This window comes from Micromonospora sp. CA-244673 (genome assembly GCF_050948395.1).
In the GTDB taxonomy this organism is placed as follows: domain Bacteria; phylum Actinomycetota; class Actinomycetes; order Mycobacteriales; family Micromonosporaceae; genus Micromonospora.
Genome location: NZ_CP192019.1, coordinates 4,455,995 through 4,480,657 on the forward strand (window position 1 = coordinate 4,455,995; position 24,663 = coordinate 4,480,657).

A 24,663-nucleotide genomic window follows, 5' to 3' on the forward strand; every position below is an offset into this window, starting at 1 on the left:
TCCCTGGGGTGACGCCGCGCTTGACCGGGCGGCGGCCGGTGCGGTCACCGTAGGAGTTCGAGTGCACTGGAGGTCAACGCTCGGCAGCCGCCTCCCCGGCCTGCGCGAGGTAGCCGGCCGCCTGCAGCTCGAACAGCTCCCGGTAGAGACCCTCCTGGGCCATCAGCTCGTCGTGGTCGCCCTGCTGGACGATCCGGCCGTGGTCCAGCACGAAGATCCGGTCGGCGTGCCGGACGTTGGCCAGCCGGTGGGTGATCAGCACGACGGCCCGGTCGGGGTGTCGCCGCAGGTGCTGGAAGAGGGCGTGCTCGGCCCGCGCGTCGAGGGCCGCCGAGGGCTCGTCGCAGATCAGCAGGCGGGCGTCCCGGTAGAGACCGCGGGCGGCCACGAGCCGTTGCCACTGCCCGCCGGAGAGGTCCTGCCCGTCCTTGAACTGCCGGTCCAGCAGGGTGTCGTACCCGAACGGCAGCTCGGTGATCATGTCGTGCGCGGCGGCGTCGCGGGCGGCGTCCTCGACCTGCGGGCCGGGCCGGTCGGCGGGCCGGTCGTGCCGGCCGATCCGGATGTTCTGCCGGGCGGTGAACGGGAACTTCCACCAGTCCTGGCTCATCACCGCCACCTGCGCGGCGGTCTGCCGCGGGTCCAGCTCGGCGGCGTCCACGCCGTCCCAGCGGATGACGCCGGCGGTGGGCCGGTAGAGGCCGGCGACGAGCTTGGCGAGGGTGGTCTTGCCGGAGCCGTTCTCCCCCACCAGCGCGATCACCTCGCCGCGCCGGACGGTGAGGCTGACCTCGTCCACGGCCGGCGCCTCCGTGTCGGGGTAGCGGAGGCTGACCCGGTCGAGCTCGATCCGGTCGAAGCCGTCGACGGGCCGCTCGCCGCCGGCCGGCACCCGGTGCCGCGCCCGGTCGAGGAAGTCCCGGTAGTCCTGGTAGTAGAGCGCGTCCTCGTAGAGCGAGTTGGTGGCGAACACCGCCATGCGCAGGCTGGACCGGGCGGACTGGAGGGCGAGCAGCGCGGTCGCCGCGGCGGCCAGCGCCACCACGCCGCCGAGCAGCAGGCCGCCCAGGACGGCGTAGACGCCGAACGCGGCGATCCCGGTCACCGACAGGCCGACCGCCCGGGTGACGCTCTGCGAGCGGGCCAGCCGCAGCTGCGCGCGGGTCTCCACGGTCATCATCCGGTGGTACTCGGCCAGCAGGAAGTCGCGCATCTGGTAGGAGCGGATCTCGGCGGCGGTGTGCCGGTCGGCCATCAGCCGGGCCAGCAGATACATCCGGCGGCGCCGGGTGATCCAGGCCAGCAGGGCGAGGTACTGCCGGCGAGCCATCTTCACCGCGGTGGCCGCCTCGGGCACGGCGGCGAGCAGCAGGCAGGGCAGCAGCACCGGCTGGATCACCGTCACCGCGGCGGCGGTGGCCAGCACGCCCACGAGGCCGGTGACCAGGTTGACGGTGTGGTCCACGATCGACGCCGCCTCGGCCATGCCGCGATCCCGGGCCCGGTCCATGTCCTCGGCGAAGCCGGCGTCGTCGAAGGCGGCCAGGTCGACCGCCGTGGTGGTCTCGAACAGCCGCAGCTCCACCTGGTAGTTGATCTGTGGGATGAGCCGGGCCTGCGCCCAGCCGGCGGCGACGGTCAGCGCGCCGCGCACGGTCACCGCGGCGGCCGCCAGCAGCAGGGCTGGCAGCGCCGCACGGATCCGGTCGGGCGTGGGGCCCGCGGCGAAGAGCTGCCGGAGCACCCCGGTGGTGGCGAGCAGGCCGAGTGTCGTGAGCATCCCGGCGGCGATGTTGAGCCCGATCGAGGCGATGGTGTCCCGGCGGCTGGTCGCCCAGGCCAGGCCGACGGCCTCGCGGACCAGCGCGGGCAGCCGGCGGGCCACCGCCCAGAAGCTGGTGTGGGCGAACTCGGTGGCCCGGTTCATCCAGTGCCCGTCCGCCAGCTCCGGCAGTGGCGACTCCTCCGCCGCCGCCTCGTCCTCGGACGGGTTTCGGGGGCCGATCACCGCCGACATGGGGCCTCCTCCGGTACGGTCAGCCCTCGGAGCTTACGGTCCGCTACAAGACGGTGTCTCCCCGTGTCCGGCGTGTCGAACAGGTGTCCCAAGCGCGTGTCGCCGGGCGACGCGCCGGGGGTCCAGCGGGTGGGCGATGTCGGGTCGCGTCGCGCGTACCCGCCGCGGGTGGCAGGCTGGTGGGGTCGCCGGCAGCGGGGCGACGCCGGCCCCGCCGGCAGACCCGTCGTGAAGGAGAAGATCGACCCGATGGCTGTGGACGTCACCACCACGGACGAATGGCAGGCCCTGCGCAAGCACGCCGAGGCGATGCGCGGCACGCACCTGCGGGAGCTGTTCGCCGCGGACGGACAACGGGGTGAGCGGCTCACCGGCGAGGTCGCCGACCTGCACGTCGACTACAGCAAGAACCTGGTCACCGACGAGACGTTGAGCCTGCTCACCGCGCTCGCCGAGCGGGTCGGGCTGACCGACCGGATCGCCGCCATGTTCGCCGGGGAGCACATCAACTCCACCGAGGACCGGGCCGTGCTGCACACTGCCCTGCGCCTGCCCCGCGACGCGTCGCTCACCGTGGACGGCCAGGACGTCGTCGCCGACGTGCACGCCGTGCTGGACCGGATGTCGGCGTTCGCCGAGCGGGTCCGCTCCGGCGCCTGGCGGGGCCACACCGGCGAGCGGATCAGCACCGTGGTCAACATCGGCATCGGCGGCTCGGACCTCGGGCCGGTGATGGCGTACGAGGCGCTGAAGGCGTACCGGGACGCGGGGATCAGCTGCCGGTTCGTGTCCAACATCGACCCGACCGACATCCACGACAAGACCGCCGACCTGGACCCGGCCAGCACGCTGTTCGTGGTGGTCTCCAAGACCTTCTCCACCCAGGAGACCCTGGCCAACGCCGACCAGGCCCGGCGCTGGCTGCTGGCCGGGCTGGACGCCGACGACAGCGCCGTGGCCCGGCACTTCGTGGCGGTCAGCACCAACGAGCAGCGGGTCCGCGACTTCGGCATCGACCCGGAGAACATGTTCGGCTTCTGGGACTGGGTGGGCGGGCGCTACTCGCTGCCCTCGGCGGTCGGGCTGTCGGTGCTGCTGGCCGTCGGGCCGCAGCGGTTCCGGGACCTGCTGGCCGGCTACCACGCCGTGGACGAGCACTTCCGGACCACGCCGGTGGCACGGAACGTGCCGGCGCTGCTCGGCCTGCTCAACGTCTGGTACACCGACTTCCTCGGCGCGGAGACCCACGCGGTGCTGCCGTACGCGCAGTACCTGCACCGGTTCCCGGCCTACCTGCAGCAGCTCACCATGGAGAGCAACGGCAAGTCGGTGACGCGGGACGGCCGGCCGGTCACCTGCCCGACCGGGGAGATCTTCTGGGGCGAGCCGGGCACCAACGGCCAGCACGCCTTCTACCAGCTCATCCACCAGGGCACCCGGCTGATCCCGGCCGACTTCATCGCGTTCAGCCAGCCCAACCACGACCTGGGCGACATGCACGACCTGTTCATGTCGAACTTCTTCGCCCAGACCGCCGCGCTGGCGTTCGGCCGCACGAAGGAGCAGGTCGAGGCCGAGGGCACCGCGCCCGAGGTGGTGCCGCACCGGGTCATGCCGGGCAACCACCCGACCACGTCGATCATCGCGCCGAAGCTGACGCCGGCGACGCTGGGCCAGCTCATCGCCCTCTACGAGCACATCGTCTTCACCGAGGCCGCGGTCTGGGACATCAACGCGTTCGACCAGTGGGGCGTGGAGCTGGGCAAGGTGATGGCCAACCAGCTCGCCCCGAAGCTCACCGGGGCCGGGCCGGACCTCGGCGACGTGGACTCGTCCACGGCCGCGCTGATCCGCCGCTACCGGGCGCAGCGCGGCCGGGACTGACGGGCGCCCGCGGCCTCCGGCCCGAGGTGGTCGGAGGCCGCGCGGTCAGCCGCGCAGCAGGTCGGCGTGGGCGGCACGGAGCCGGGCGAGCGCCGGGTCGCCGGCCGGGGCGCGTCGGTCCAGCTCGGCCCAGACCTCGGCGAGCGCGTCGGTGAGGGTGCGCAGCTCGGCGGCGTGCCGCCGGCTGCTCTGCCGGTGCAGCTCCTCCAGCCGCCGGGACCAGCCGGCGCTGATGGCGGCGATCCGGTCGGCGTCGGCGCGGGCCTGCGCCGCGGTGCGCGCCGCCGCGGCGGGCACGATCGCGGCGACGGGGCGCGGATCGCCGTCGCGGGTGACGACGGTGACGGTGTCGGTCAGCTCGGCCAGGGAGACGAGCTGGGTGAGCCGGGTGCGGACCTCGCGCAGCGGCAGGGCGCGCGGCTGGGGGGACCGGTCGGCCAGTGCGGGGACAGCCATGGACACATGTTGACGTCCGGGTACGACAGAACTCCGCCGCGTGCCGATCGCCGGGGTCCCTCCGAAGCCGGAGCCCGCCCGGCTTATCCCGCCGGCTTCCATTCCGGGGCCAGCACGGACCAGACCTCCAGGTCGGCCCGGCCGTCCCGCCCCGGTGCGGCCTCCCTGAGCACGCCGTCGCGGCTCATCCCCAGCCGCCGCGCGACGGCGATGCTGCGCGCGTTGGCGGCCTTGGTGACCCACTCCACCCGGTGGATGCCGCGGTCCCGGATCGCCCAGTCGATGATCACGCGGGCGGCGCGGGTGACCAGGCCCTGCCCCTCGGCGGCGGGCTCCAGCCAGCAACCGGCCTCGGCGACGCCCGTGGTGGTGCTGAGCGACACGAACATCACCCCGCCGACCAGCGTGCCGTGCCGCCAGATGCCCCAGATCCCGCCGTCGTCGCGGGCCCACCGGTCGGCGTAGTTCCGCAGGACCCGGCGGGCGGACTCGGGGTCGGTGGCCACGAAGGACGCACCCACCCAGGGGGCGATGTGCTCCCGGCAACGGTCGAGGTTGGCGAGGAACTCGTCGGCGTGCCACGGCATCAGCTGCCGCAGCTCGGCGTCGTCGGTCAGCGCGAGGGCGAACATCCGAGCAACCTACCGGGCGGGGGCGCCGGAGGGCGCCCCCTTTCCACCGGTCAGGGGCGCATCTCGTACGCGCCGGCAAGGGCCACCACCCGCTGCCACACCCGGCCGGCGCGGTTGGCGTCGGTGACCGGGCGGCGCAGGTGCGCCAGGGCCCAGGCCGCCTGCGCCTCGGTGGTCGCCGCCTTGCCGTGCAGTTCGGTGGCGTACGCGGAGAAGTCCCGGACCAGCAGGTCGAAGATCTCGTCCAGCAGGTCGGCGTCCAGACCGGTCAGCTCCGCCTGCTCCAGGATCAGCTGCCCGTAGACGACCAGCGCGAAGAGCTGGCCGACGGTGAGCAGGAAGTCCAGGTCCCGCTGCTGGGCCTCGTCCGGCGCGTGGGCGGCGAGCAGGGCGGCCAGCCCGTCGGCCTGCTCACGGAACCGGGCCACGTTGGGCACGTGGGCGTGCGCGTCGTAGGCGGCGCGCCAATCGTGGAAGCGGATGGCGCCGAGGCCGCGGGCGGGGCCCTGCGCGAAGAGGAACTCGTCGTCGGCCGGGTCACGCCGGGTCGGCACGGGCGGGTGCTCCGCCGGCCGGAACAGGTAGTTCGGCAGGAACTTGAGGATCAGCGCCAGGTTGACGTGCACCGTCCCCTCCAGCTTCGGCAGGCCGCGGATGTCCTTGGCGGCCTTGTCGAAGTAGGTGTCGGCCTCGAAGCCCTTGGCGGCGATGACGTCCCAGAGCAGGTCGATGACCTTCTCGCCCTCGGTGGTGACCTTCATCTTGGTCATCGGGTTGAACAGCAGGTACCGCCGGTCGTCGGGGCCGGCCGAGCGGAAGTAGTCGACGGCGCGGTCGCTGAACAGCTTCATGGCCACCAGTCGGGCGTACGCGTCGGTCAGCTCGCGGCGCACGTGCGGGAAGTCGGTGACCCGCCGGCCGTAGAGGATCCGCTGATGGGCGTGGGTGACCGCCTCGTACATGGCGTGCTCGCAGATGCCGATGGAGGCGGTGCAGAGGTTGAACTTGCCGACGTTGACGGTGTTGAGCGCGGCGTCGAAGGCGGCCGGGCCGGTGTGCAGCACATCCTCGGCGCGCACCGGGTAGTCCTCCAGGCGGAACTCGCTGACGTACATCTGCGCGTTGACCACGTTGCGGACCAGCCGGTACGCGGGGTGCCGGCTGTCGGCGGCGAAGAAGACGTATCCCTCGGGGCCCTCGACGTCGGCGCGGCGGCCGAAGACGGACACCAGGCCCGCGACGTTGCCGTTGCCGATGTAGTACTTGCCGCCGGTGGCCCGGAAGCTGCCGTCCCCGTCGGGGGTGAGCAGCAGGTCGGTGGAGTAGATGTCGGCGCCGTGCGGCCGCTCGGAGAGGCCGAACGCCATGACGTGCCCCTCGTCGAGCAGCGCGGCGGCGCGGGCCCGGGCGGCGGCGTTGCCGCTCTGCCAGACCGGCCCGAGGCCGAGCACGGTGACCTGCCACGTGTACCAGTAGCCGAGGCCGTAGAAGCCGAGGATCTCGCTGAGCGCCGCGTTGCGGGCGGTGTCCCAGCGCTTGTCCGGGTCGCCGCCGCCGTCCGCGGCCGGGGTGAGGAAGGTGGCGAAGAGCCCCTCCTTGGCGGCGAAGTCGAGGAAGTCGGCGTACCACTCGTGGTGGTTGTAGCTGTCCACCAGGGCCCGCTTGCCCCGGGACTCGAACCAGTCGATCGTGGCGCGCAGCAGCCGCCGGGAGGTCTCGTCGAGGTGGGCGGGGTCGTAGCGGTGCGGGTGGAACAGCAGCGGGTCGGTCACGGGGTCGCCTTCCTACCGGTTGTGGCGGGGTCGAGGTGGCGCAGGGTGTCGAGGACGTCGTCGAGCCAGGCCAGCACCATCCGCTCGTACGCGATGCCGCCGCGCAGGACGACGTGCTGGAGGGCCGCGCGGGCGTCCGCGGCGTCGGGGTCGGAAAAGTCGCGGCGCTCGCCGGCCAGGTAGCCGGCGAGGGTGGCCGCGTGGTCGGCGCGGTAGCGCTCGACCTCGGCGACCAGGGCGGCGCGGCCGGCCGCGTCGTCGAACGCGGCGCCGCGGATCTTGACGGCCAGCTCGTGCCGGACGGCCTCCGGCTGCACCGGGGCGCGCAGCCAGGTGACCAGGGCGGATCGGCCGGTGGGGGTGACCGTCCAGAGCTTCTTGTCCGGCAGCCCCTCCTGGCCGACCTCCTCGGCGGTGAGCCAGTCGTCGTGCTCCATCCGCTTGAGGACGCGATAGATCTGCTGGTGGGTGGCGGTCCAGAAGCGGCCGATCGAGCGGTCGAAGCGCCGGGCCAGCTCGTAGCCGGAAGCGGGCTGCTCCAGGAGCGAGACGAGGATGGCGTGCTCCAGCGACATGCCGGCCATCTTGCTATGCAACGAGTTGCATAGCAAGACTTGAGCTTCGGTCAGCCGCGGCCCAGCCGGGCGGCCAACTCGACGCGCAGCCGGTCCACACCCTCGCCGGTCAGCGCCGACACCGGCACGGCCTCGGGACAGGCGCGGCAGAGCGCGTCCACCCACTCCGGAGGCGCCACGTCGATCTTGTTGAGCACCAGCAGCTCGGGCACGTCCCCGGCGCCGATCTCGTGCAGCACGCCGTGCACGGTGGTGATCTGCTCCAGCGCGTCCGGCGCGGCGGCGTCCACCACGTGCAGCACCAGGTCGCTGCCGCTCACCTCCTCCAGCGTCGAGCGGAACGCGTCGACCAACTGGTGGGGCAGGTGCCGGACGAACCCGACCGTGTCGGTGACCGTGTAGGTGAGGTCGCCGGTCGAGATCCGCCGCACCGTCGGGTCGAGCGTGGCGAAGAGCACGTCCTGGACCTGCGCGTCGGCCCCGGTGAGGCGGTTGAGCAGGGCGGACTTACCGGCGTTCGTGTAGCCCGTGATGGCCACCGAGGGCACCCGGTTGCGGGCCCGCCGGCCGCGGTTGCGCTCCCGCCGCCGGGCCAGCTCGCGCACGTTGCCCCGCAACCGGGTGGCCCGCTGCCGCAGCCGGCGGCGCTGGGTCTCCAGCTTCATTTCGCCGGGGCCGCGGACGCCCATGCCGGCGCCGCCGGCCATCCGACCACCACCCACCCGCGACAGCGCGCGGCCGTCGCCGCGCAGCCGGGGCAGCTGGTACGCGATCTGCGCCAGCTCCACCTGCACCCGGCCCTCGCTCGTGCGGGCGTGCTCGGCGAAGATGTCCAGGATCAGCGCGGTCCGGTCGACCACCCGCACGCCGGTGCGTTCCTCAAGGTTGCGCACCTGACCGGGGCTCAGCTCACCGTCGGCGATCACCACGTCGGCCCGGGTCCGCTCGGCCACCGCGGCAAGCTCGTCCACCTTGCCGGAGCCGACGTACGTGGCCGGGTCGGGCCGGGTCCGGTTCTGCACCACCGACTCGGCGACGGCCAGCCCGTCGGTGTCGGCCAGGCGGCTCAGCTCGGCCAGCGAGGTCTCGCTCCCCGGCCCGCTGCCGTCCCCGTCCTCGGGGTGCACCGCCACCAGGACGGCGGTCGGCCGCCGCCCCGACGTCGCGGCGCCCGCGCCCATCAACCACGTGCCGGCCATCGCCCACCTCGCTCGTCCGCCTGGGTTCGAGCTACCCGCGGAGCGCCCGACCATGCGACGCGGGCGGGCCGGGCGGCGGTCAGATGATGAGGTGGGTCCAGTAGGTCAGCCAGACGGCGAACAGCGCGCCCTGGAGCAGCGCCAGCCCGGCCGTGAGCCAGCCGTCGAGGCCGGGCCGGCGGGCCCAGCGGGCCAGCACCAGCGCCACCGGGAACGCGGCCAGCAGGTAGCGCAGCAGGCTCTTGTACACCGGCGGCCCCATCGACAGCGGCACGAGCACCACGATCACGGTGTAGACCAGGTACGGCCAGTCGGCCCGCCGGCGCAGCCCGACGACCGCCACGACCAGCATCGCCACGGCGATCCAGACCCGGAACGCGTTGGCCGAGTTGTCGCCGACCAGCGCCGACCCGGCCACCCCGAGCGGGTTCTGCACCCGGATCCCCCAGCCCTTCTCCTGGGCGTGCTGGTAGGCGAACCAGTCGCCGCTCTGCCAGCGACAGAACGCCATGAAGGTCAGCCAGCCGGCCGGCACCAGCAGCAGCGGCCAGCCCAACCGCAGGTAGCGCGCGAGGCTTCGCGGGTCGAGGCGCCAGCCGTGCTGGCGCAGCAGCACCAGGGCCAGCGGGATCACCACCACGAAGCCGACCGAGCGGCTCATCGCCAGGAAGTAGCCGACGATCCCGACCACCAGCCACCGGCGCTGCTCGGCGTACCAGAACGCGGCCAGGGCGAGGCAGACGAAGAGCGACTCGGTCAGCGCCGCCTGGAACAGGAACGCCGTCGGCAGGAGCAGCAGGTACCGCACGGCCCGCCGGCCGTCCGCGCCGGCCGCGTCCGGGTCGTCGGCGCCGAGCAGCCGGGCCCCCAGCCGGTACGCGAACCAGAGCTGGAACAGCAGCGCCACGTTGGCGACCACCAGCAGCGCCCAGGCGGTGTGCCCACCGAGAAGCGGCGCGAGGGGCCGGGCCAGGAACGGGTAGAGCAGCGGGAAGCCGAAGTCGTTCCACGGCCGGTCCAGCGGCAGCCGGGCCAGGTGGTCGTAGAGGAACGAGTCCCAGGCGAACCAGAGCGAGAACCAGCGGTGGGACGAGATGTGGTCCTGCTGGGTCCGCATCATCGCCTCGTCGGCGGGCGGCGCGCCCGGCACCCCGTCCCACGCGGTCAGCACCAGCACGCCGACCAGGCTGAGCACGACCTTCGTGCCGACGAAGACGGCGACCACGAAGCCCCAGGGCGCGGGGATCCCCGCGGCCAGCCGCCGGCCCGCCGAGGCCAGCCGGGCGCGTGCGTCCGGCCGCAGGTCCGGACCGGGTACGTCCGCCGTCCCGGCCCGCCGCTCGTCCGCCATCCCGCTCCCACCGGTCGCCCCGCGACCGACCCCCGGACCGGGAAACCGTCCGCGCTTCCCCGCTGCGCCCCGGTTCACACCCGCCCGACCCTAACGGGTGACCTGCGGCGGCGGATCGCCGCCGCAGGTGAGTCGGCGGCCAGGACGGGTAAGGGCGCTGCCTCATCGGCAGGCTGGCAGCGGGGGGCGCGGACGGCATGGGTGACGGCAACGGGACCGTGGTCATCGGGGCGGGGCCCGCGGGGCTGACCGCCGCGTACGAGCTGCTGCGTCACGGCGAGCCGGTCCGGGTCTACGAGGCCGACGGCGTGGTCGGCGGGATCAGCCGCACCGTGGAGCGGGACGGCTGGCGCTTCGACATCGGCGGGCACCGGTTCTTCACGAAGGTCTCCCGGGTGGAGGACTTCTGGCACGAGATCCTGCCCGACGAGGACTTCCTGCTCCGGCCCCGGATGAGCCGGATCTACTACCGGGGCGCGCTCTACGACTACCCGCTCAACGCGAGCAACGCCCTGCGCAACCTCGGCCTGCTGGAGGCGCTGCGCTGCGTCGGGTCGTACGGGCGGGCCCGGCTGCGCCCGCCGAAGGACCAGTCGCACTTCGAGGGATGGGTGTCGGCCCGGTTCGGCTGGCGGCTCTACTCGATCTTCTTCAAGACCTACACGGAGAAGGTCTGGGGGATGCCGGCCGACCGGTTGCAGGCCGACTGGGCCGCCCAGCGGATCAAGAACCTGTCGCTCTCCACCGCGGTGCTCAACGCGCTGCTGCCCAAGCGCAACCGCAAGGACGTGACCAGCCTCATCGAGGAGTTCCAGTACCCGAAGCACGGCCCCGGGATGATGTGGGAACGCTGCACCGAGGAAGTGGAGAAGCGCGGCGCCACGGTGCGCACCAACACCTGGGTGACCGAGGTGCACCGGGACCCGGCGCGGCGGCGGGCCACCGCCGTCACGGTGGCCGACGCCGACGGCGAGCACACCGAGCCGGCCGACCACGTGATCTCCTCGATGCCGATCTCCGCGCTGGTGCGCGCCATGCGCCCCGAGGCCCCCGCCGAGGTGCGGGCCGCCGCCGACGACCTGCGGTACCGGGACTTCCTGACCGTCGCGCTGGTGGTGCCCGAGGAGTTCTCCTTCCCGGACAACTGGATCTACGTGCACGACCCGGCCGCCAAGGTGGGCCGGATCCAGAACTTCGGCTCCTGGTCGCCGCACCTGGTCAAGGACGGGCGGACCTGCCTGGGGCTGGAGTACTTCGTGTTCGAGGACGACGAGATGTGGCGGACCCCGGACGCGGACCTGGTCGCCTTCGCCACCGCCGAACTGGAGCGGCTGGGCCTGGTCCGGCCCGGCTGCGTGGAGGCCGGCTACGTGGTCCGGATGCCGAAGGCGTACCCGGTCTACGACGAGCGCTACCAGCACAACGTGGACGTGATCCGCGGCTGGCTGGCCCGCGAGGTGCCGAACGTGCACCCGGTGGGGCGCAACGGGATGCACCGCTACAACAACGCCGACCACTCGATGCTCACCGCGATGCTGGCCGCCGAGAACATCGCCCACGACGCCGGCCACGACGTCTGGACGGTCAACGTCGAGCAGGACTACCACGAGCACCGGACGCCGTCGCGGCACGGCACCGGGCGGGACGCGCCGGTCATGCCGGCCCGCCGGTAAGGTCCGGGCGTGAGCGTGGTCATAACGGCTGGACGGCCGGGGCCGGCCTCCTGCTAGCCTTCTCGGCAGGTCATGAGCGCCAGCGCCAAGCCCCGGCTCGCTGGCCGGCAACCCTCCTCCGCGGTGGGGTGCCCCGGGTGAGGACCAGGCACCGGCAGCCGCCCGGTGCAAGCGTGGCCTGGTACCCAGGTCATCACCGACCCGAGGGAACCATGTCTGCTCAGCTCCGCACCCCGCCCGCCGACGGCATCGCCTATCCGGCGCGTTTCGCGCTGGTCAAGCGGCGGCACGTCGACCTCATGCGGGTGTGCAGCGACGCCTGTCGCCGCCCCGACGCGCGCTGAGCGCCACTCCCCCACTTCCGCACCATCCCTTCCGGCCCGCCCGATTCGGGGCGCGCCGTCGGCGGCGTGCGCCCATGCCGCCTGAGACCCTGGAGACTCCTGTGCGATTCCGTACCGCCCTGACCCGCGCCGCCGCGCTCGGCGCCGCCGCCGTGCTCGCCGCCACCGCCCTCACCGCCTGCGGCGACGACGGCGCCACCAGCGAGGCCGCCAACCCGTACGGCCTGCTCCAGGCCGGCGTGCTGCGGGCCGGCACGCTCACCGACGCCCCGCCGAACGTCTACCTGAAGGACGGCAAGTTCACCGGCTTCGACAACGACCTGCTCACCGCGGTCGCCGCGAAGGCCGGCCTGAAGGTGGAGTTCGTGGGCACCGACTTCTCCGCCCTGCTCGCCCAGGTCAACAACCACAAGTTCGACGTGGGCAGCTCCTCCATCACCATCACCGAGGCCCGGAAGAAGACCGTCGACTTCGGCAACGGCTACGACTTCGGCTACTTCGGGCTGGACGTGCCCGCCGGTTCCCCGATCACCGGCTTCGACCAGCTCACCGGCAAGCGGGTGGTGGTCGTGCAGGGCACCGTGCAGGACGACTACGCCACCCGGGAGAACCTGAACCCGGTCCGGGTGCCGGACTACAACGGCGCGATCAACCAGCTCAAGGCCGGCACCGCCGACGCCTGGATCGCCCCGGCCGAGATCGGCGACACATCCGCCGCGGACAGCAAGGGCAAGATCACGGTCGCCGCGAAGCAGCTCAGCCCCGCCCCGACCGCGTACGCGGTGGCCAAGGGCAACGACAAGCTGCGCGAGGCGCTGGACAAGGCCCTCGACGAGGTGATCGCCGACGGCACCTGGAGCAGGCTCCAGGCGCAGTACTACCCGGGTCGGCCCATCCCGGCCGACTTCAAGCCAGGCAGCGGCACGGTCGCCGTGCCGTCGCCGTCGGCGGCCTCCTGACCGGATCACGACGGAGACACCGGAACAACGGAGACGAGTGGGGCGGACGGAGACATGGATCCACTGAGCACCCTGTGGGAGACCTTCTTCGACTGGGACGCCATGCGCGAGGCGCTGCCCGAGATGCTGACCGTCGGGCTGCCCAACACGCTGATCCTGGCGGTCTCCGCCGCCCTGCTCGGCTCGGTGCTGGGCATGCTGCTGGCCGTCGCGGGCATCTCGCGTACCCGCTGGTTGCGGTGGCCGGCGCGGGTCTACACCGACGTGTTCCGCGGCCTGCCGGCGGCGGCGACCATCCTGCTCATCGGCGTCGGCCTGGCGCCGCTGGGCATGCAGGTGTGGGGTCCGAACCCGTACCCGCTGGGCGTGCTGGCGCTGTCGCTGATCGCCGCCGCCTACATCGGCGAGATCTTCCGGGCCGGCATCCAGAGCGTGGAGGCCGCCCAGCTGGAGGGGGCCCGGGCGCTCGGCTTCTCCTGGGGTGAGGCCATGCGCCTGGTGATCGTCCCGCAGGGCGTACGCCGGGTGCTGCCCGCCTGGGTCAACCAGCTCATCGCGCTGATCAAGGACTCCAGCCTGGTCTACTTCCTCGGCCTGGTGGCCAGCCAGCGCGAGCTGTTCCGGATCGGGCAGGACTACGCGGCCACCACCGGCAACGAGTCCGCGCTGCTGCTGGCCGGCCTGTTCTACCTGGTGCTGACCGTGCCGCTGACCCACGCGGTCAACTGGATCGACCGGCGGCTGCGGCAGGGCCGGGCGGTGGCCGCCCCCGACCTCGACGTCGAGCTCGACCCCGCCGGCTCGCCGGCGCCGAACGGAAAGGACCCGCGATGAGCACCGCCACCGCCAGCGCCACCGACACCTCGGTCAGCCTGGCCGTCCGCGACGTGCACCTGGCCTTCGGGCAGCACCAGGTGCTGCGCGGCGCCGACCTGGAGGTGGCCCGGGGCGGGACGGCCTGCGTGATCGGCCCGTCCGGCTCCGGCAAGTCGACGCTGCTGCGCACGATCAACCGGCTCATCGAGCCGGACCGGGGTGACGTGCTGCTGGACGGGCGCAGCGTGCTGGGCGACGACCCGGACGCGCTGCGCCAGCGGATCGGCATGGTGTTCCAGCAGTTCAACCTCTTCCCGCACATGACCGTGCTGCGCAACCTCACCCTCGCGCTGCGCAGGCTCAAGAAGCTCTCCGAGGACGAGGCGGCGCAGGTCGCCCGCGCCCAGCTCGACCTGGTCGGGCTGGCCCACAAGGCCGACTCCCGGCCGGCGCAGCTCTCCGGCGGGCAGCAGCAGCGGGTGGCCATCGCCCGCGCGCTCGCGCTGCGGCCGCAGGTGATGCTCTTCGACGAGGCCACCTCGGCGCTCGACCCCGAACTGGTCAAGGGGGTGCTCGGGGTGATGGCCGACCTCTCGGCCGCCGGCATGACCATGGTGGTGGTCACCCACGAGATGGGCTTCGCCCGCGAGGTGGCCGACACGGTGGCGTTCATGGACCGCGGCGTCGTGCTGGAGGCCGGCCCGCCGGCCGCCGTCTTCGAGGCTCCGGAACATCCGCGGCTGCGCCGCTTCCTGTCCCAGGTGCTCTGACTCCGGCGGCCCGGCCCCGTTCCCCGTCCCGGCCGCGCAGCGGTCGTCGCCGGAGTGGACGGTCCGGTTACGACGATCAACTTCCGGGGTAGGAGCAGCTACGGCCGGAGCGGAGATTCCGTGGGTGCGCCGGTCCGTCAGAGGAGGACGGCGCCGGTGCGCGAATGGTGGAAGGCCGCCGTGGGGCGGCTGCGACAGGCGTGGGTGCCGGTGGTGGAGGCCGCGCTCGCCGCGACCGTGGCCTGGCTGATCGCCGCGCGGCTGATCGGCCACCCGGACCCGTTCTTCGCGCCGAGCGCGGCGCTGATCGTGCTCGGCGAATCGCGGGGCCAGCGGGTACGGCAGACCATCGAGCTGGTGCTCGGGGTGGCCGGTGGGGTGCTCGTCGCCGACCTGGTGGTGCACGCCCTCGGCCCCGGCACGGCGACCATGCTCCTCGTCCTGCTGCTCACCCTGGGCGTCACGGTGGCGGCCGGGGCGAGCAGCACCCTGGTCATCCAGACCACCGTCTCCGCGCTCTACCTGGTGGTGGTCGCCGCGCCGAAGGGCGAGTTCACCCCGTTCCGGTTCGTCGACGCGCTGATCGGCGGGGCGGTCGCCCTCGCCGCCAGTCAGCTCGTGGTGGCCCGGGACCCACTGGCCCCGCTGGTCGCCGAGGCCCGCCGGACGTACGCCGACCTCGCCGACCTGCTCGACCGGGTGAACGCCGCGCTGGACCGCTGTGACGCCGAGGCCGCCCAGGCGGCGCTGGACCGGGCCCGGGAGGTGGACGGCTGCGTGGAACGCCTTCGGTCCGCGGTGCGGGCCTGCGCCGAGACGCTGCGGCTACGGGTCCGCCGCCGCCGTCACCTCGGCCAGCTCGAACAGGTCGAGGCCACCGCCCGGCAGCTCGACTACGCGGTACGCAACATCCGGGTGCTGGCCCGCAACGGGGTCACGCTGGCCCGGCTGCACACGGCCGTCCCCCGCGAACTGGGCGCGGCGATCCGCTCGCTCGCCGAGGCGGTACGCGCCGCCGGCGCGGCCCTGGCCACCGACCTGACCGGCCAGGCCGCCGACCGGCACGCGGGGCGCGCGGAGGAGGCCGCGCTGGCCGCGGTGCGGCTCGGCGCGAAGCTGCTGGAGTCCGACCCGCCGCTGCCCGTCGTCATGATCATCGGGCAGGTGCGGTCCACCGCCATCGACCTGCTGCGCGGTCTCGGCACCGACGACGTGGCGGTGCTCAACCGCGTCGACGAGGCGCTCGGCCTGCCGACGCCGGCATCCTGACCGGCCGCGCGTCACCGAGCTGACGGGGGTCGCGGCACACCGGTCGGGCGCGCCGTTACACCTCGCAGCGGTCGGAGAGGGCGTAGCGGGTGAGCACCACGTCGCCGATCTGGCGTACCTCGACGACCCGGGCCCGGCGACCGGAATGCCACGGGAAGCGGCCGTCCCCGACGAACCGGGGCGCCCGGCCGTCGCCCACGAAGAACGGCGCGACCACCAGGTGCAGCTCGTCGGCGACGCCGGCCGTGAGGAACTGGCAGTGCACGGTGCCCCCGCCCTCCACCATGAGCCGGCCGACGCCCCGCCCGGCCAGGTCGGCGAGGACCGCCTCGGGGGTGACCGGATCACCCGCGTCGACCACGGTGGCCACCGCGCCCACCTGCTCCCGGGTCTTCTCGGCCACGCCACCGGGGCAGTAGACCACCTTCGCCCCGTCGCCCATGGTGAAGAACCGGGCGGTCGGGTCGAGGTCGCCGCTGGCCGTGACCGTGACCTTCACCGGGCACGGCGGCAGGCCGAGCGCCACCCGCTCGGCCCGCCGCCGCTCGCTGCGCACCAGCAGCCGGGGGTCGTCGCGGCGGACCGTGGCGGCGCCCACCATGATCGCGTCACAGCCGGCCCGCACCGCGTCGATCCGGTCCAGGTCGGCGTCGTTGGAAAGCAGCAGCCGCTCCGTGGTCGCGTCGTCGATGTAGCCGTCGATCGACATGGCGCAGCTGAGCAGCACGTACGGCCGGGCGGTCACGGCACGAACGGCAGGTCGAGGGCATGGTCGGCGCGGGTCACCTTGGCGGCCAGGTAGCCCGCGTTGGCCGGGGACAGGTGCACGCCGGTGAGCACCCGGTCCACCACCGAGACGCCCAGCCGTTCCAGCTGGTCGGCCTTGTCCGGGTTGTTGCTGAGCAGGGCCACCCGGGTCACGCCCAGCGCGGCGAGCATCTGCGCGGCCACCGTGTAGTCGCGCTCGTCGGGGCCCCGGCCGAGCGCCACGTTGGCCTCGTAGGTGTCCAGGCCGCCGTCCTGCAGGGCGTACGCGTCGAGCTTGGCGTAGAGGCCGATGCCCCGGCCCTCCTGGCGCAGGTAGAGCAGGTAGCCGCCGGCCTCGGCGATCCGCTCGACCGCCTCGCGCAACTGCGGGCCGCAGTCGCAGCGCTGGCTGCCGAACACGTCCCCGGTCAGGCACTCGCTGTGCGGGCGGACCAGCGGCGGGGAGGTGTCCGGGTCCCGCCGCTCACCGAGCCCGATGGCGAGGTGCTCGCGGCCGTCGACGAGGCCGTGGAAGGAGTGCACCCGGGCGGTGGTCACGTAGCCGTCCGGGAACCGCAGGGGGACCGTCACCTGGGTCCGGACCGTCGCGGCGGGCAGAGTTTCGTCCATGCTTCTCCTCAGTCCGGGCTGCCGGAACACCGGCAACGCACACCTCGCACCCTCACCGTAGGCGGGATCACCGACAGTCGCCGGGCTCCGGGGCCGGACGCCGGTGGATCAGCAGCACCACGGCGCCCGGCAGGCTGGCGACCAGGACCAGCGCCCCGTAGACCGTGCCGGTGGCGACGCCCTGCGCGGCGGTGAGGCCGGCCGCGGCGAACGCCCAGGCCGCGACCCCCTCGCGCGGCCCGAACCCGCCCACGTTGGTGGGCAGCCCCATGGCGAGCAGGGCCAGCAGGGTGAGCGGCACCAGCCGGGACAGCGGCGCGTCGGCGCCCGCCGTGCGCGCCGCCACCACGAAGGTGGCCAGGTGGCCGGCGACCACCACGGCGGAGGCCGCCACCACGCCCAGCCAGGTGCGCCGGGCCAGCAGCCCGGCCCGGACGTCGGCGACCGCGGTGCGTGCCGCGCGGGCCCAGCGGGACGCCCCGGAGCGGGGCACCGCCCGGGCGGCCAGTGCCAGCGCCAGCGCGACGGCCGCCAGCCCGGCGGCCACCGCCGGCAGGTACGGCCGGACCGGGGACGGCAGCGCCGCCAGCACGGCCACCGCGATGACGAGCTGGACCACCTGGCCGGCGGTGCGTTCCCAGACCACGGCGCGGACGCCCCGGGCCACGTCCCCGGCGTCCCGGCCGTGCCGGACCGCCCGGTGCACGTCGCCGAGCACCCCGCCGGGCAGGGTGGAGTTGAGGAAGACCGCGCGGTAGCAGTGCGCGACCGCGGCCCGCAGCGGCAGCCGTACGCCCAGGCCGCCGGCGACCAGCGACCAGCGCCAGGCGCAGCAGATCGTGGTGATCGCGCCGATCCCGAGCGCGGCCGCGAGCGCCGGCGCGTCGATCAGCCGCAGACCGGCCAGGAACGGGCCGGTGCCCACCGACCAGACCAGGGCGGCGAGCACGGCGAGCCCGGCGAGCGGGCGGGCCCAGGCCCAGAACGACCGGGCGGGCGCGGACGCGGCGGCCGGGACGGGCCCGGCGACGGCGGCGTGTGACAAGAGTGGTCCTCCCTCGGTCCATCTGTTGTCACGTGCCGTGGGCCGGTCCGGTTCACCCGGCGAGCAGGTCGGCGTGGTGCAGCACCACCCGCAGCCGGCCGTCCGCCGCCTCGGCGAGCCGCCGATCCCGGTACGCCCCGGCCACACCGGCCAGGTCCGGCCGCTCCTCCACGGCGGCGTCGAGCCAGCCGACCAGCCACTCCGCGGTCAGCGCGGCCTGCTCCGGTCCGAGACGCCACGGGCTGGGCCGGACCCGCACCGCCACGCCCCGGCGGCGGAAGGCCGGCACGGTGGCGTCCACGGCGTCCGGACCGAGCAGGGCGCGACCGTCGGCCGTGCGCCGCTGGTGGGCGTTGAACGCGGCCTCGAACTCGGCGTCGAGCGGGTCGGCGGGGGTGAACCGGGCCCGGCCCAGCACGGTGATCGCGAACAGCGTGGGGTGGCCGGCGCAGGCAGCCGCGATCCGTTCGACCTCCTCGGCGGTGAGCATGTCCAGCAGCGCCGAGGCGGTGACCAGGTGGGCGTCGGCCAGGTCCGCGGCGTCCAGCCGGGTGATGTCGGAGTCGCGGGTCAGCACGGTGACCGGGCTGCCGTCGGCGGCGGCGACCTCCCCGGCGGCGGCCAGCGCCAGCAGGTCGGCGTCGCGTTCGTGCAGCACCCAACGCTGCGGGCCGGGCAGGCGCGGGGCGAGCCAGCGGGCCATCGACCCGGTGCCGCTGCCCAGGTCGTGCACGATCAGCGGCCGGTCGGCGGGCAGCCCGTCGCGGACCGCGTCGAGCAGCTCCGTCGAGCGGGCGGCCGCGTCGGCGGGTTCACGCAGCCGCAGCCAGTCCGCGAAGTCGGGGGGAAGGAGCGAGGTGGTCATGCCGCTGTGGCCTCCTTGAGGGCTGCGGCCAGCCGGTCCCCGGTGACCGGCCAGCCGGTGAGGGTGTCCCGCCGCTGCCGGGCGGCGCGGCGCAGCCGGTCCCGCAGGTCCGGCTCGGTGAGCCAGCGGCGCAGCGCGCCGGCCAGCGCGGCCGGGTCCGCCGGGGGCACCAGCAGGCCGGGCCGGTCGCCGTCCGGGGCGCGCCCGAGCGTCCCGGGCAGGCCGCCGGTGTCGCTGGCCAGCACCGGTACGCCCCGCGCCAGCGCCTCGGTCACCACCATCCCGTAGGTCTCCCGGCGCGACGGCAGCACCAGCAGGTCGGCGGCGGCGTACGCGGCGGCCAGGTCGGCGCCGGTGCACGGGCCGGCCAGTCGGACCCGGTCGGCGAGGCCGGCGCCGGCGAGCCGCCGGCGCAGCCGCGCGACGAAGTCCGGGGCGCGGGTGAGCGGGCCGACCAGGTCGCACGTCCAGGGCAGGTCGGCGACCCGGGCCAGGGCGGCCGCGAGCACGTCGTGCCCCTTGAGCGGGGTGACCGCCGCGACGCAGAGCAGCCGGGCCCCGTCCGGCGAGCCGGGGGCGACCGGCGCCGGGTCGACCCCGGGCGGGGCGACCGACACCCGCCCGGCGGCGAGCCGGTAGCGATCGAGCAGCCGGCGGCGGGTCCACTCGCTGGTGGTGACGACAGCCGTCGCCGCGGCGAGGGCCCGGCCCTCGACCTCGTCCTCCAGCGGCAGGTGCACGAGCACCACGAGGCGCAGCCGCCGGGCGTGCGCGGCCAGCACCTCGGGCACGGTCGAGGCCACCAGCCCGTCGAGCAGCACGGCCGCGCCGTCGGGCAGCGCGCTGAGCACCCCGGCCAGCGCGGCCCGGTCCGGCGGCCCCGGGTGCGGCCAGCCGCCCGGCACCGGGTGTTCCCGCACGCTCCAGCCGAGCGCGGCCAGCTCGTGACAGGCACGGCGGTCGTATCCGTTGCCGCCGCTGGGGCTCGCCGGGTCGTCGATGTCGCCCGGCAGCACCACGTGCACGACCGTCATCCGGTCACAGCGACCGCTCGTAGCTGGCCCAGGCGACGTGCGACTCGTGCAGGGTGACCGTGATCCCGGCCAGGCCGCGCGCCCCCTCGCCGAGCCGCCCGTCGTGCACCGCCTCGGCCAGCCGGTCGGCCACCGTCCGGGCCAGCACCTCGGTGGTGGTGTTCACCCCGGCGAAGTCCGGCTCGTCGTCCAGGTTGCGGTAGGTGAGGGCGCCGAGCACGGCCTTGAGCTGCTCGGTGGCCAGGCCGATGTCGACCACGATCCCGTCGGCGTCCAGCTCCGGCCGGCGGAAGGTGGCGTCGACCACGAAGGTCGCGCCGTGCAGCCGCTGGGCCGGGCCGAACACCTCGCCGCGGAAGCTGTGGGCGACCATCATGTGGTCCCGGACGGTGACGCTGAACACGAGATCACTCCTCGTCGTAGGTGATGAGGTGGCAGAGCGCGGGGAGCCGGCCCGAGGCGAGCCGGTCCAGCACGTCGGGCAGGTCGGCGAAGCGGGACCGGCCGGTGAGCAGGGCGTCGAACGCCGGGTCGGCGAGCAGGTCCAGGGCCACCGCGAGCCGGTCGGCGTAGCTGCGGTCGGCGCGCCGGGGCGACACCGTGCCGACCTGGCTGCTGCGGATGCCCAGCCGCTTCGAGTGGAACGCCCCGCCCAGGGCAAGGGTGACCGGGCGGTCGCCGTACCAGCTCAGCTCCAGCACGGTGCGGTCCGGGCGGAGCAGCTCCAGGGCGCGTTGCAGCCCCTCGGCGGTGGCGCTGGCGTGCACCACGAGGTCCCGGTCGCCGGCCGCGTCGGCGGGCAGCGCGAAGTCGACGCCGAGCGCCGCGGCCACCGCCGCCCGGGCCGGGTCGGCGTCGACCAGCTCGACGCGGACCCCGGGGAAACGGGCCAGCACGGCGGCCACGCAGCAGCCGACCATGCCGCCGCCGACCACGGTGACCCGGTCGCCGACCAGCGGCGCGGCGTCCCAGAGCGCGTTCACCGCGGTCTCCACGGTGCCGGCCAGCACCGCGCGGGCCGCCGGCACCTGATCGGGTACGACCACCACGGCGTCGGCCGGCACGACGTACGCGGTCTGGTGCGGGTGCAGGCAGAAGACGGTACGCCCGCGCAGCTCCGCCGGCCCGGCCTCGACGGTGCCGACGCTCAGGTAGCCGTACTTCACCGGGGCCGGGAAGTCGCCCTCCTGGAACGGGGCGCGCATGGCGGCGTGCTGGTCGGCGGGGACCCGGCCGGTGAAGACCAGGGTCTCGGTGCCCCGGCTGACGCCGGAGTAGCGGGCGCGGACCAGCACCTCGCCGGGGCCGGGCGGAGCGAGCGCGACCGGGCGGAGCTCACCCTCGCCGGGGGCGCGGAGCCAGAAGGCGCGAGCCTCACCGGTCACGAATTCTCCTCTTTTCCGCATCCGGACCGAACCGGACGGCCGAATTTCCCGTGATGACTGACAGGGTTGTCGATCATAGACACGGAGGCAGGGTGTCCACGGTTCGAAATGGCCCGTTGGTCGGGTTGATCGTGCAGTTCGTCCTGCTGGCCGGGCTCGCCGGCACGGTGGGCCTCGGCGTGGCGGGCTGGCTGGCCGGCCTCGCGTACGCCGGGGTGGTCTGCGGGCTGCTCCGGCGCGGCCTGCGGGCGGCCGGCGCGGACCGGCTCGGCCCGGCCGACCGGGTGACGCTGGCCCGGGCGCTGCTGGTCGGCGGGGTGCTCGCCCTGGTCGTCGACGGCGGGCCGGCGCCGGTGGCCGTGCTGGTCCCGCTCACCGCGGTGGCGCTGGCGCTGGACGCGGTGGACGGCCAGGTGGCCCGGCGCACCGGCACGGTGAGCGCGCTGGGCGCCCGCTTCGACATGGAGGTCGACTCCTTCCTGCTCCTGGTGCTCAGCGTGCACCTCGCCCCGTCGGTCGGTGCCTGGGTGCTGGTCATCGGCGGGATGCGGTACGCCTTCGTGGCGGCGAGCTGGCCGCTGCCCTGGATGAGCGGCACGCTGCCGCCCCGGTTCTGGCGGAAGGTGGTCGCGGCGACGCAGGGCGTGGTGCTCGCGGTGGCGGCGAGCGGCCTGCTGCCGCCGGCGGCCACCGGGGCGCTGGTCGCCGGCGCGCTGGTCCTGCTGGTCGAGTCGTTCGCCCGCGACGTCACCTGGCTGTGGCGGCGCCGCCCGGTCGCCCCGGGGGCCCGGCCCGTCCCGGCCGTCGAGCTCGTCCCGGCGGCGGCCGCCGCCACCCCCACCTCGACCACGCTGCCCGCGCCGGGCGTCCGACCCGTGGTGGCCGCGCCGGGCGTCCTGGGCGGCGGATCCGCGCTGGGCCTCGGGCCCGGCGCGGGCGCCGTCCCGTCCTGGACCGCCGGCACCGGTCCGGCCGACCTGCCGGCCCGGGTGCCCGGTCCCGCGGTGGCCGGCCCGGTGCGGTGGGCGCCCGCCGGCGCGGGCGCTCCCGGCGCACCGCCGGCGCACCCGCCCGCGCGTCCGGTGCCGGTGGCCGTCCGGATCGTCGCCCACCAGCCGGCCTGACCCCTCCCTCCCCTCGCCGAAGGACCCCCGCCGTGGCACTGCGCATCCGTCTCCGCCGGCCGGCCGGACCGGCCACCCCCGCCCTGGACACCGAGGCTTCCCCGCCGACACCGGGCGAGGACGCCGCGCCACCCGGCGACGCGGCGCTGCCCGCCGGTCCGACGCGGCGCGCCTCGCCGACCCGTCGGGCCGCCGCCGGGGTCCTCACCGGGCTGGCCGCGCTGCTGGTGGTGGCGGCGCTGGTCGCACCGGACCGGCTGGCCCAGGCCGGGCCGGAGGCGGTGCTGCGGATCCCGGTGGAGGCCCTGGTCGCGGTGGCGCTGCTGCTCGTCCTGCCGGACCGGGCCCGCCGGCCGGCCGCCGTGGCGCTCGGCCTGGTGCTGGGCCTGCTGACCGTGGTCAAGATGCTGGACACGGGGTTCTTCGTGGCCCGGGACCGTCCGTTCGACGTGCTGCTCGACTGGAGGCTGTTCGACGACGGCTACGGCTACCTGGCCGACTCGGCCGGGCGGGCCACCGCCGTCGCCGCGGCGGTCGGAGTGGTGCTGCTGGTGGCCGGCCTGCCGGTGCTCGTGGCGCTCGCGGCGCGGCGGCTGACCCGGCTCGTGGCGCGGCACCGCACCGGCGCGGCGCGGGTGGTCGCCGCGCTGGCCGTGCTGTGGCTGGGCTGCGCCCTGTTCGGGGTACGCCTCGCCGCCGGCGTGCCGGTCGCCGACCGGACGGCGAGCACCCTGGTGGCGTCGCACGTCGGCCAGGTGCGGGCCGGCCTGCGCGACCGGGCCGCGTTCGCCGGGGAGCTGACGGCCGACGCCTACCGGGACGTGTCCGGCGACCGGCTGCTGACCGGGCTGCGCGGCAAGGACGTGCTGGTCACCTTCGTGGAGAGCTACGGCCGGGACGCCGTGGAGGACCCGGCGCTCGCGCCGGGCGTGAACGCGGTGCTCGACGACGGCTACCGCCGGCTGCGGGCGGCCGGCTACGACGCCCGCAGCGGCTTCCTCACCTCGCCCACCTTCGGCGGCGGCAGCTGGCTGGCGCACGCCACCCTGCTCTCCGGGCTGTGGATCGACAACGACCAGCGGCACCGGGACCTGCTGGCCGGTGACCGGCTCACCCTGGGCGGCGCGTTCCACCGGGCCGGGTGGCAGACCGTCGGCGTGTTCCCCGCCGCCACCCAGCCCTGGCCGGAGGGGAAGTTCTTCGGCTACGACCGGTACTACGACGCCGAGAAGCTGGCCTATCAGGGCCCGAAGTTCAGCTACGCGCCGATGCCCGACCAGTACACCCTGGCCACCTTCCAGCGGCTGGAGCGGGACCGCCCGCACGCCCCGCTGATGGCGGAGATCCCGCTGGTGTCCAGCCACTCCCCCTGGTCGGCCATCCCGAAGCCGGTGCCCTGGGCCGCGGTCGGCGACGGCACCATCTTCCACACGGCGTCCACGAGCACCGCGGGCAACCGGGACATCGGGCAACGGGACGCCGCCCAGGTCCGCGCCGACTACGCGCACTCCATCGAGTACAGCCTCGGCACCCTGGTGTCGTACGTGCTGACCTCCGGCGGGGACAACCTGGTGCTGGTCGTGCTCGGCGACCACCAGCCGGCGGCCTCGGTGACCGGCGAGGGCGCCGGTCACGACGTGCCGATCACCATCGTGGCGAAGGACCCGGCCGTGCTGGACCGGGTCGCCGACTGGGGCTGGCAGGACGGGCTGCGCCCCGGCCCGCAGGCGCCGGTGTGGCGGATGGACGCCTTCCGGGACCGCTTCCTCGCCGCCTTCTCCCCCGAGCACTGAGGCCGCGCCCCGGACCGGCTCAGGCCGCCCGGCGCCGGTCGCGGGCGGTCCGGCCGCGGGTTTCGCGGAACTCGGCGCGCCGCGTGCCGCCGCGGGCCAGCCGCATCGCCCGGCGGGCGTTGTCCATCGGCTCGCAGGGCGCGCTCCGCCCGGCGCACAGCAGGCTGGTGCAGCGCCCCGCCGCGTCGGGCTGGTGCGCGGCGGCCACGTCGTACGCCGTCCGCCAGAGCAGCGGGTCGGTGACGTCGTCCGGCAGGTCGACGTCCTGGCTGGACCGGAACCGTGTCGTCTCGGGCACCCCGTTCCCCCTTCGTGATCGCTCT

The 24,663-nt window shown here is 74.8% G+C and carries 23 protein-coding genes, 1 pseudogene and 1 riboswitch; of the genes and pseudogenes, 9 read left to right on the forward strand and 15 right to left on the reverse strand.

Translation table 11 applies throughout. From position 1 onward, the window contains the following. Positions 1-73 precede the first annotated feature (73 nt). Positions 74-2,017, reverse strand: a complete 1,944-nt coding sequence (locus ACQP12_RS20775; protein ID WP_433281201.1) for an ABC transporter ATP-binding protein — start codon at positions 2,015-2,017, stop codon at positions 74-76. Between the two features lie 249 nt (positions 2,018-2,266). Between ACQP12_RS20775 and pgi the strand changes: the two genes are divergently transcribed. After that, a complete protein-coding gene (gene pgi, locus ACQP12_RS20780; RefSeq protein ID WP_433281203.1) occupies positions 2,267-3,901 on the forward strand; it encodes a glucose-6-phosphate isomerase in 1,635 nt (544 codons plus the stop codon). A 45-nt stretch (positions 3,902-3,946) separates the two neighbouring features. Here the strand turns inward: pgi and ACQP12_RS20785 are convergent, their stop codons facing one another. From ACQP12_RS20785 to ACQP12_RS20810, 6 genes are all read right to left on the reverse strand, one after another. After that, a complete protein-coding gene (locus ACQP12_RS20785; protein ID WP_313719758.1) occupies positions 3,947-4,357 on the reverse strand; it encodes a type II toxin-antitoxin system Phd/YefM family antitoxin in 411 nt (136 codons plus the stop codon). Positions 4,358-4,440: 83 nt separating this feature from the next. After that, positions 4,441-4,989 carry a GNAT family N-acetyltransferase gene (locus tag ACQP12_RS20790; protein ID WP_433281205.1) on the reverse strand — a complete coding sequence of 183 codons (549 nt, stop codon included), beginning with the start codon at positions 4,987-4,989 and terminating at the stop codon, positions 4,441-4,443. Between the two features lie 50 nt (positions 4,990-5,039). Beyond that, positions 5,040-6,761: an acyl-CoA dehydrogenase family protein gene (locus ACQP12_RS20795; protein ID WP_433281207.1), complete on the reverse strand. Its 1,722-nt coding sequence runs from the start codon at positions 6,759-6,761 to the stop codon at positions 5,040-5,042. Beyond that, a complete protein-coding gene (locus tag ACQP12_RS20800) occupies positions 6,758-7,336 on the reverse strand; it encodes a PadR family transcriptional regulator (protein WP_433281209.1) in 579 nt (192 codons plus the stop codon). The genes ACQP12_RS20795 and ACQP12_RS20800 overlap by 4 nt, the downstream gene beginning before the upstream one ends. 50 nt (positions 7,337-7,386) lie before the next feature. Next, positions 7,387-8,535 carry a GTPase HflX gene (gene hflX, locus ACQP12_RS20805; protein ID WP_433281211.1) on the reverse strand — a complete coding sequence of 383 codons (1,149 nt, stop codon included), beginning with the start codon at positions 8,533-8,535 and terminating at the stop codon, positions 7,387-7,389. 79 nt (positions 8,536-8,614) lie between these two features. Further along, entirely contained in the window at positions 8,615-9,886 is a 1,272-nt protein-coding gene (locus ACQP12_RS20810) for a hypothetical protein (RefSeq protein WP_433281213.1), read from the reverse strand. 197 nt (positions 9,887-10,083) lie between these two features. On the opposite strand from ACQP12_RS20810, the gene ACQP12_RS20815 reads away from it, so the two are divergent. The 6 genes from ACQP12_RS20815 to ACQP12_RS20840 all read left to right on the forward strand — a co-directional run bounded on the left by ACQP12_RS20815 (position 10,084) and on the right by ACQP12_RS20840 (position 15,717). After that, on the forward strand, positions 10,084-11,559 hold the full coding sequence (locus ACQP12_RS20815) for an NAD(P)/FAD-dependent oxidoreductase (RefSeq protein ID WP_433281215.1): 1,476 nt from the start codon (positions 10,084-10,086) through the stop codon (positions 11,557-11,559). A 68-nt stretch (positions 11,560-11,627) separates the two neighbouring features. Continuing rightward, a riboswitch (SAM riboswitch) is annotated at positions 11,628-11,739 on the forward strand. Between the two features lie 32 nt (positions 11,740-11,771). Continuing rightward, complete coding sequence (locus ACQP12_RS20820) at positions 11,772-11,903, forward strand: hypothetical protein (RefSeq protein WP_255474577.1); 132 nt, start codon at positions 11,772-11,774, stop codon at positions 11,901-11,903. Positions 11,904-12,004: 101 nt separating this feature from the next. Continuing rightward, on the forward strand, positions 12,005-12,862 hold the full coding sequence (locus ACQP12_RS20825) for an ABC transporter substrate-binding protein (protein ID WP_357943447.1): 858 nt from the start codon (positions 12,005-12,007) through the stop codon (positions 12,860-12,862). Positions 12,863-12,916: 54 nt separating this feature from the next. Beyond that, entirely contained in the window at positions 12,917-13,696 is a 780-nt protein-coding gene (locus ACQP12_RS20830) for an amino acid ABC transporter permease (protein ID WP_433281218.1), read from the forward strand. Next, the gene (locus ACQP12_RS20835; protein WP_433281220.1) at positions 13,693-14,448 is read left to right on the forward strand and encodes an amino acid ABC transporter ATP-binding protein; all 756 of its coding nucleotides are present in this window, start codon (positions 13,693-13,695) and stop codon (positions 14,446-14,448) included. The genes ACQP12_RS20830 and ACQP12_RS20835 overlap by 4 nt, the downstream gene beginning before the upstream one ends. Positions 14,449-14,604: 156 nt before the next feature. After that, entirely contained in the window at positions 14,605-15,717 is a 1,113-nt protein-coding gene (locus ACQP12_RS20840) for an FUSC family protein (RefSeq protein WP_433281222.1), read from the forward strand. 55 nt (positions 15,718-15,772) lie between these two features. Here ACQP12_RS20840 and ACQP12_RS20845 read toward each other — a convergent pair whose 3' ends face one another. From ACQP12_RS20845 to ACQP12_RS20875, 7 genes are all read right to left on the reverse strand, one after another. Then, positions 15,773-16,462 (reverse strand): RibD family protein, encoded by a 690-nt coding sequence (locus ACQP12_RS20845; protein ID WP_433281224.1) that lies wholly within the window; start codon positions 16,460-16,462, stop codon positions 15,773-15,775. Next, the gene (locus tag ACQP12_RS20850) at positions 16,459-17,094 is read right to left on the reverse strand and encodes a GTP cyclohydrolase II (RefSeq protein ID WP_433281226.1); all 636 of its coding nucleotides are present in this window, start codon (positions 17,092-17,094) and stop codon (positions 16,459-16,461) included. Before ACQP12_RS20850 ends, ACQP12_RS20845 begins: the two co-directional genes overlap by 4 nt. Positions 17,095-17,161: 67 nt before the next feature. Beyond that, a complete protein-coding gene (locus tag ACQP12_RS20855; protein WP_433281227.1) occupies positions 17,162-18,139 on the reverse strand; it encodes a lysylphosphatidylglycerol synthase domain-containing protein in 978 nt (325 codons plus the stop codon). Positions 18,140-18,191: 52 nt separating this feature from the next. Continuing rightward, a complete protein-coding gene (locus ACQP12_RS20860) occupies positions 18,192-19,004 on the reverse strand; it encodes an SAM-dependent methyltransferase (protein WP_433281229.1) in 813 nt (270 codons plus the stop codon). Further along, complete coding sequence (locus ACQP12_RS20865) at positions 19,001-20,038, reverse strand: glycosyltransferase family 4 protein (RefSeq protein ID WP_433281231.1); 1,038 nt, start codon at positions 20,036-20,038, stop codon at positions 19,001-19,003. Before ACQP12_RS20865 ends, ACQP12_RS20860 begins: the two co-directional genes overlap by 4 nt. Before the next feature lie 4 nt (positions 20,039-20,042). Continuing rightward, complete coding sequence (locus tag ACQP12_RS20870) at positions 20,043-20,441, reverse strand: 6-pyruvoyl trahydropterin synthase family protein (RefSeq protein WP_091259060.1); 399 nt, start codon at positions 20,439-20,441, stop codon at positions 20,043-20,045. Positions 20,442-20,445: 4 nt separating this feature from the next. After that, a complete protein-coding gene (locus tag ACQP12_RS20875; RefSeq protein ID WP_433281233.1) occupies positions 20,446-21,423 on the reverse strand; it encodes a dehydrogenase in 978 nt (325 codons plus the stop codon). A 53-nt stretch (positions 21,424-21,476) separates the two neighbouring features. On the opposite strand from ACQP12_RS20875, the pseudogene ACQP12_RS20880 reads away from it, so the two are divergent. Together ACQP12_RS20880 and ACQP12_RS20885 are read left to right on the forward strand one after the other, a co-directional pair. Then, positions 21,477-22,319, forward strand: a pseudogene (locus tag ACQP12_RS20880) (CDP-alcohol phosphatidyltransferase family protein); the annotation flags it as partial. A gap of 260 nt (positions 22,320-22,579) precedes the next feature. Further along, positions 22,580-24,340, forward strand: coding sequence for a sulfatase (locus tag ACQP12_RS20885; protein WP_433281235.1), 1,761 nt, complete (start codon positions 22,580-22,582; stop codon positions 24,338-24,340). A gap of 19 nt (positions 24,341-24,359) precedes the next feature. On the opposite strand, the gene ACQP12_RS20890 is transcribed toward ACQP12_RS20885, so the two are convergent. Continuing rightward, on the reverse strand, positions 24,360-24,638 hold the full coding sequence (locus ACQP12_RS20890) for a hypothetical protein (protein ID WP_357943470.1): 279 nt from the start codon (positions 24,636-24,638) through the stop codon (positions 24,360-24,362). Positions 24,639-24,663 lie beyond the last annotated feature (25 nt).

Bases quoted from the DNA above. Each gene is read 5' to 3' on its own strand.
- ACQP12_RS20775 (WP_433281201.1), bottom strand. From the start codon at position 2,017: ATGTCGGCGGTGATCGGCCCCCGAAACCCGTCCGAGGACGAGGCGGCG.
- pgi (WP_433281203.1), top strand. From the start codon at position 2,267: ATGGCTGTGGACGTCACCACCACGGACGAATGGCAGGCCCTGCGCAAG.
- ACQP12_RS20785 (WP_313719758.1), bottom strand. From the start codon at position 4,357: ATGGCTGTCCCCGCACTGGCCGACCGGTCCCCCCAGCCGCGCGCCCTG.
- ACQP12_RS20790 (WP_433281205.1), bottom strand. From the start codon at position 4,989: ATGTTCGCCCTCGCGCTGACCGACGACGCCGAGCTGCGGCAGCTGATG.
- ACQP12_RS20800 (WP_433281209.1), bottom strand. From the start codon at position 7,336: ATGTCGCTGGAGCACGCCATCCTCGTCTCGCTCCTGGAGCAGCCCGCT.
- hflX (WP_433281211.1), bottom strand. From the start codon at position 8,535: ATGGCCGGCACGTGGTTGATGGGCGCGGGCGCCGCGACGTCGGGGCGG.
- ACQP12_RS20810 (WP_433281213.1), bottom strand. From the start codon at position 9,886: ATGGCGGACGAGCGGCGGGCCGGGACGGCGGACGTACCCGGTCCGGAC.
- ACQP12_RS20815 (WP_433281215.1), top strand. From the start codon at position 10,084: ATGGGTGACGGCAACGGGACCGTGGTCATCGGGGCGGGGCCCGCGGGG.
- ACQP12_RS20820 (WP_255474577.1), top strand. From the start codon at position 11,772: ATGTCTGCTCAGCTCCGCACCCCGCCCGCCGACGGCATCGCCTATCCG.
- ACQP12_RS20830 (WP_433281218.1), top strand. From the start codon at position 12,917: ATGGATCCACTGAGCACCCTGTGGGAGACCTTCTTCGACTGGGACGCC.
- ACQP12_RS20835 (WP_433281220.1), top strand. From the start codon at position 13,693: ATGAGCACCGCCACCGCCAGCGCCACCGACACCTCGGTCAGCCTGGCC.
- ACQP12_RS20850 (WP_433281226.1), bottom strand. From the start codon at position 17,094: ATGGACGAAACTCTGCCCGCCGCGACGGTCCGGACCCAGGTGACGGTC.
- ACQP12_RS20860 (WP_433281229.1), bottom strand. From the start codon at position 19,004: ATGACCACCTCGCTCCTTCCCCCCGACTTCGCGGACTGGCTGCGGCTG.
- ACQP12_RS20865 (WP_433281231.1), bottom strand. From the start codon at position 20,038: ATGACGGTCGTGCACGTGGTGCTGCCGGGCGACATCGACGACCCGGCG.